The following is a 6,000-nucleotide window of genomic DNA, read 5'->3' as shown; positions in this document are numbered from 1 at the left end:
ACTGCAGGGGGGACCCTGTGGGAGAGTAGGACACCGCCGAACAAATTTTAGGGAAAACCCCGCACCTCACGGTGCGGGGTTTTCTGCGTTTCAGGCGCACACGGGTCTTCAGGACTGGGGTCGTCGCCCGTGGTTCGCCCGGTGATTGCGGCGGGCCTTCTTCTTCCGGCGTCGCTTCGAGGACATACGAACCTCCCGATGAGGCACACGCGGGTCTTTCCCGGTCATGGTTCCACAGTCCTCCGGGCATCGCGATTCGCGAGCCGACGACAAGAACGTCCGGTACGGGGTGACGCCCGCGTCGTCCGGGCCGTGTGTGCGTGCCGCGGCCCGGACGGCACACGTATGCCAGGTCAGCTCGATCCGGCGGAATCAGCCGTTGGCGGTGACGTCCAGGACCCAGGTGACACCGAAGCGGTCCGTGAGCATGCCGTAGAGCGGTGCCCACTGCGCGGGCTCCAGCGGGCGCACGACGGTCGAGCCCTCGGCGAGCCTGCCCCACAGAGTGCCGATCTCATCGGCGTCGTCACCCCGGACGGAGACGAAGAAGGGCTTCTCGCCCTGGTTCCAGGGCAGTTGCGACGGCACGTCGTAGGCCATGACGTGGAAGCCGTTGGCGCCGACCACCTCGCCCCACATGACCCAGTCCGCCTCGTTCTCGTTCTGCACGGCGCCGGCGTCCCCGTAGGTGACCACGGCAGTGCGCCCGCCGAAGACGGACTGGTAGAAGCCCAGCGCCTCACGCGCGACGCCCCGGAAGTTCAGGTGTGTGGTGGTCGTGACGGACATGATCTGCTCCTCGCCTGGATACGGTGAACGGGCCGCCGACCGCTCGAATTCGGCAGGGCGGCCGCCGTGACCGGAGGCGATGTCCCCCGGACGGCTCGTATGCCACCCTGGCGGAGGTAGAGGACAGGTCGTGTCCTGTAGGTCCGGGACAGTGGATCCCATGCAGAAGACGTCCTCCCGGCTGCTGGCGCTGCTCTCGCTGCTCCAGACGCACCGGAACTGGTCCGGGCAGGATCTCGCCCGGCGTCTCGACATCACCTCGCGCACCGTACGCCGGGACATCGACCGCCTGCGCGAACTCGGTTACCTGATCACGACCGTCAAAGGACCGGACGGTGGCTACCGGCTGGAGGCCGGCAGCCACATGCCGCCCATGCTGTTCGACGACGACCAGGCCGTGGCCCTGGCCGTCGCGTTGCAGACCGCGGGCGCCGACACCGGCCTCGCCGATGACGCGGCCCGAGCCCTGGCCACTCTCCGTCAGGTCATGCCGTCCCGCCTACGGCACCGCATCGACCTGCTGCGCGTCACCGCCGTCCCTCCCTCGCCCGCGGCCGGTGACACCCCTCAGGTCGACACCCGGGTCCTGCTGGACCTGAGCCGTGCCTTGCGGGCGCGCGAGGAACTGCGCTTCGACCACACGCCGGTCCCGAGGGCCTCGGCCGCCGATCCCCGTAGCGTGGACTCGGTCGTCACCCTTCGACGCGTGCAACCGCACCACCTGGTCACCTGGCATGGTCTCTGGTACCTCGTGGCCTGGGACCTCGATCGCCAGGACTGGCGCACCTTCCGTGTCGACCGCGTACGGCCTCGCACCCCCACCGGCCCGCGCTTCGTCCCACGCGCACTCCCCGGCGGCGACGTCTCCGCCTTCCTCGCCGGCCGTTTCCGCGGCGGCGACGGCACCGTCGCCGAATGGCCCTGCCAGGGCCAAGTCGTCCTCCACCTCCCCGCCGCCGACATCGCGCCCTTCGCCCGGGACGGAATCGTCGAGGAACTCGGCCCCCACCGCTGCCGACTCACCCTCGGCTCCTGGTCGTGGACCGGCCTCGCCGCCGCCATCGGCCGCTTCGGCACCGACATCGACGTCATCGGTCCGCCCCCACTGGCCTCGGCCTTCGCGGACCTCGCCGCCCGCTTCGCCCGTGCCGCACGCACCACGGGGCCGGAGATGGATCCGACGCCGTGAGGGCCCGCACCCCGCGCTCCGCGCTGCACACGGCGTGAGCCGCCGGGGCGGGCGGCTGGTTGACGCCGTTCGCCACGGTCGGCGTGCGCCGGGCGGCCGCGCACCCGCAAGATGGGGGCACTGGTCTCCGCTCCGAGTCCCCCGAGCCGGAGCGGAGGCCGGCACGCGTACCAGGGTGACATGAGACCCCGTGGGAGGCCTACAGCGGGGTGACGTAGGCGCCGGCGATGCCGCCGTCGACGAGGAACTCGGCGGCGTTCACGAAGGAGGAGTCGTCGCTGGCGAGGAAGGCGACCGCGGCGGCGATCTCCTCCGGCTCGGCGAACCGGCCCACGGGGACGTGGACGAGGCGGCGGGCGGCACGCTCGGGGTCCTTGGCGAAGAGTTCCTTCAGCAGCGGGGTGTTGACCGGTCCCGGGCACAGGGCGTTCACCCGGATGCCCTCGCGGGCGAACTGCACGCCAAGCTCCCGCGACATCGCCAGCACGCCGCCCTTGGAAGCGGTGTAGCTGATCTGCGAGGTGGCGGCGCCCATGACGGCCACGAAGGACGCCGTGTTGACGATGGAGCCCCTGCCCTGGCGCCGCATGTAGGGGATGGCTGCCTTGCAGCACAGGTAGACGGAGGTCAGATTGACCTCCTGCACCCGCTTCCAGGCGTCGAGGCCCGTGGTGAGGATGGAGTCGTCCTCGGGCGGGGAGATGCCGGCGTTGTTGAAGGCCACGTCGACGGAGCCGTAGGTGTCGTAGGCGGTCCGGAACAGGGCCTCGACCTGCTCCGGATCGGTGACGTCGACGCGTACGAACAGCCCGTCCACCTCGGTGGCCGCGGCCTTGCCCGTCTGCTCGTCGACGTCGGCGCAGACGACGCGGGCGCCCTCGGAGGCGAGCCGGCGGACGGTGGCGCGGCCGATGCCGCTGCCGGCTCCGGTGACGACGGCGGTACGGCCGACCAGACGGCGGCAGACTGGGGTCTCGGTCACGGCGGAGGCCTCTCTCTGAGGGATCCGGTCCCGCGGCGGCAGCCGGACGGGGCCCGGGGCTTCGGGTGATCAGTCCTCGGTGCTGAGGAACACGTTCTTGGTCTCGGTGAAGGCGGCGAGGGCGTCGGGGCCCAGCTCCCGCCCGAGACCGGACTGCTTGTAGCCGCCGAAGGGGGTCCAGTACCGCACACTGCTGTGCGAATTGACCGACAGGTTCCCCGCCGCGACGGCGCCAGAGACGCGCAGCGCCCGGCCGACGTCGCGGGTCCAGATGGAGCCGGACAGTCCGTAGGAGGTGGCGTTGGCCAGGCGTACGGCGTCGGCCTCGTCGTCGAAGGGCAGGACGACGGCGACGGGGCCGAAGATCTCCTCGACGGCCGCCGGGGCGTCGGGGGAGGCAGGGGTGAGCACCGTCGCCGGGTACCAGAAGCCCTTCCCGTTCGGAGCGTCCCCGCGAATGGCGACCGGTGCGTCGTCGGGGACGTAGGACCGCACCCGTTCGCGCTGGGCCGCGGAGATCAGTGGGCCCATCCGGGTGTCGGGGTCGGCCGGGTCGCCGACGCGCCAGGACTTCACGGCCGGCTCCAGCAGCTCCATGAAACGGTCGTACACGCCGCGCTGGACGAGGATGCGGCTGCGGGCGCAGCAGTCCTGGCCGGTGTTGTCGAGGAAGGAGGCGGGGGCGCCGGCGGCCGCCTTGTCGAGGTCGGCGTCGGCGAAGACGATGTTGGGGCTCTTGCCGCCGAGTTCGAGCGTCACCCGCTTCACGCGCTCCGCGCACCTGGCCATGATCTGTCTGCCGACGGACGTGGAGCCGGTGAAGACGACCTTGGCCACGCCGGGGTGCTCGACCAGGGCGCCGCCCGCCACCGGTCCGTCGCCGGGCACGACCTGGAACAGGCCTTCGGGCAGACCCGCGTCCCGGCACAGTTCGGCGAGGCGGAGAGCGGTCAGCGGCGTCGTCTCGGCGGGCTTGAGGAGGACGGCGTTGCCCGCGGCGAGCGCGGGGGCCGCGCCCCAGCAGGCGATGGGCAGCGGGAAGTTCCACGGCGCGATGACCGCGACGACGCCGAGCGGCTCGCGCGTCGTGATGTTCACCCCGCCCGCGACCGGGATCTGCAGGCCGGTCAGCCGCTCGACGCCGCCGGCCGCGTACGCGAAGAGGTCGCGGGCGTTGCCCGCCTCCCAGCGGGCGTTCGCGATGGGATGGCCCGCTTCGGCGACCTCCAGCCGCGCGAGCTCCTCAAGGTGGTCGTCGATGACGGCGGCGCACCGGTGCAGCAGCCGGGCCCGGTCGCCCGGGGCGACGCCCGCCCAGTTCTCCTGGGCCCTGACCGCACGCCTGACCGCCACGTCGACGTCGGACTCGCTCGACGCGGCGACGGTGGCGAGGATCTCCTCGGTCGCGGGATTGAGGACGTGATGCTCGCGCAAGGTTCGAGTCTCCAGATGCCGGAAGGGGCCTGCGGGTGCCGGGTGCCGGGTGCCGGGTGCCAGGTGCCGGGTACGGGGTGCGGGGCGCCCGGTGTGTTCGCGCGGGGGCGTCCGCTACATCCGCTCGAAGGACCGGAACCGTTCCCAGTCCGTCACGGCGGTGTCGAACGCGTCCAGCTCGACGCGCGCCATGTTGGCGTAGTGCTCGACGACCTCCTCGCCGAAGGCGGCCCGGGCGAGGGGGCTCCTCGCCCACGACTGCGCGCTCTCCCGCAGGTTCGCCGGGACGCGGTGGGCGCCGCTCTCGTAGGCGTTGCCGGTGCACGCCTCGGGCAGCTCCAGTTCGTGCTCGACGCCGTGGAGCCCGGCGGCGACCATGCCGGCGACCGCGAGGTAGGGGTTCACGTCACCGCCCGGCAGGCGGTTCTCGAATCGGTGGGAGAGGCCGTGGCCGACGACGCGCAGGGCGCAGGTGCGGTTGTCGGGGCCCCACGCGAGTGCGGTCGGCGCGAAGGAACCGGGGCGGAACCGCTTGTAGGAGTTGACGTTCGGCGCGTACAGCAGGGTGAAGTCGCGCATCGCGGCGATCTGGCCGGCGAGGAAGTGCCGCATGAGCCGGGACATCCCGTACTCGTCCGCGTCGTCGGCGAACACGGGGTCGCCGAGCTCGTCACGCAGCGAGAGGTGGATGTGGCAGGAATTGCCCTCGCGCTCGTCCCACTTCGCCATGAAGGTGAGCGAGACGCCCTCCTGGGCCGCGATCTGCTTGGCTCCGGTCTTGTAGACGGAGTGCTGGTCGCAGGTGGTGAGCGCCTCGTCGTAGCGGAAGGCGATCTCGTGCTGGCCGAGGTTGCACTCGCCCTTGGCGGACTCCACGGTCATGCCGGCCGCGTCCATCTCGTTGCGGATCCGGCGCAGCAGGGGCTCCACCCGGCCGGTGCCGAGGAGGGAGTAGTCGACGTTGTACTGGTTGGCGGGGTTCATGTCGCGGTATCCGCGCGCCCAGGCGTCTTCGTAGGTGTCCTTGAAGACCATGAACTCCAGCTCCGTGCCGGCGTACGCGGTCCAGCCGTGCTCGGCGAGCCGGTCGAGCTGGCGGCGCAGGATCTGGCGCGGGGAGGCGGCGACCGGCGTTCCGTCGTGCCAGGCGAGGTCGGCGAGGACGAGGGCGGTCCCGGGGTCCCAGGGGGTGCGGCGCAGGGTGGTGGTGTCGCCGTGCAGGGCGAAGTCGCCGTAGCCGCGCTCCCAGGAGGACATGGCGTAGCCGCCGACGGTGTTCATGTCGGCGTCGACGGCGAGGAGGTAGTTGCAGCCCTCGGTGCCGTGTTCGAGGACGTCGGCGAGGAAGAAACGGGCGGCGAACCGCTTGCCCTGGAGTCTGCCCTGCATGTCGGTGAAGGCGAGGACGACGGTGTCGATCTCCCCGGTGTCGACGAACTTGCTCAGCTCGTCCACGGAGAGCGGGGGCGTACGGTCAGCCACAGGAGTGCCTCCTGGCGTCGGTCGTCGATCCGGAAGACCGGCAGGGGCGGACCCCGGTGTGCCGTACCGGATGAGCCATAAGGTATGCAGACGGACCTTTCCTGAGTAGAGGGCCGGACGGGTG

General features: G+C 71.4%; 5 protein-coding genes. 1 reads left to right on the top strand and 4 read right to left on the bottom strand.

Annotated features, from left to right (window positions below; translation table 11 throughout):
* Positions 1-372: 372 nt before the first annotated feature.
* Entirely contained in the window at positions 373-789 is a 417-nt protein-coding gene (locus ACH5A8_RS26445) for a VOC family protein (RefSeq protein WP_399005919.1), read from the bottom strand.
* Between the two features lie 160 nt (positions 790-949).
* On the opposite strand from ACH5A8_RS26445, the gene ACH5A8_RS26440 reads away from it, so the two are divergent.
* Positions 950-1,978, top strand: a complete 1,029-nt coding sequence (locus ACH5A8_RS26440) for a helix-turn-helix transcriptional regulator (protein ID WP_399005917.1) — start codon at positions 950-952, stop codon at positions 1,976-1,978.
* A gap of 199 nt (positions 1,979-2,177) precedes the next feature.
* Here the strand turns inward: ACH5A8_RS26440 and ACH5A8_RS26435 are convergent, their stop codons facing one another.
* From ACH5A8_RS26435 to ACH5A8_RS26425, 3 genes are all read right to left on the bottom strand, one after another.
* Complete coding sequence (locus ACH5A8_RS26435) at positions 2,178-2,960, bottom strand: 3-oxoacyl-ACP reductase (protein WP_399005915.1); 783 nt, start codon at positions 2,958-2,960, stop codon at positions 2,178-2,180.
* A 69-nt stretch (positions 2,961-3,029) separates the two neighbouring features.
* Positions 3,030-4,394: an aldehyde dehydrogenase family protein gene (locus ACH5A8_RS26430; RefSeq protein ID WP_399005913.1), complete on the bottom strand. Its 1,365-nt coding sequence runs from the start codon at positions 4,392-4,394 to the stop codon at positions 3,030-3,032.
* Positions 4,395-4,508: 114 nt separating this feature from the next.
* On the bottom strand, positions 4,509-5,876 hold the full coding sequence (locus ACH5A8_RS26425; RefSeq protein ID WP_399005912.1) for a glutamine synthetase family protein: 1,368 nt from the start codon (positions 5,874-5,876) through the stop codon (positions 4,509-4,511).
* Between the last annotated feature and the right edge of the window lie 124 nt (positions 5,877-6,000).

The organism is Streptomyces sp. NPDC018610, from assembly GCF_044391765.1.
Lineage (GTDB): Bacteria > Actinomycetota > Actinomycetes > Streptomycetales > Streptomycetaceae > Streptomyces.
Note: the sequence above shows the minus strand (reverse complement) of the source record. Positions and strands in the feature narration are given on the sequence as shown.

Excerpts from the sequence above, each read along its gene's own strand:
- ACH5A8_RS26445 (WP_399005919.1), bottom strand. The coding sequence starts at position 789 with ATGTCCGTCACGACCACCACACACCTGAACTTCCGGGGCGTCGCGCGT.
- ACH5A8_RS26440 (WP_399005917.1), top strand. The coding sequence starts at position 950 with ATGCAGAAGACGTCCTCCCGGCTGCTGGCGCTGCTCTCGCTGCTCCAG.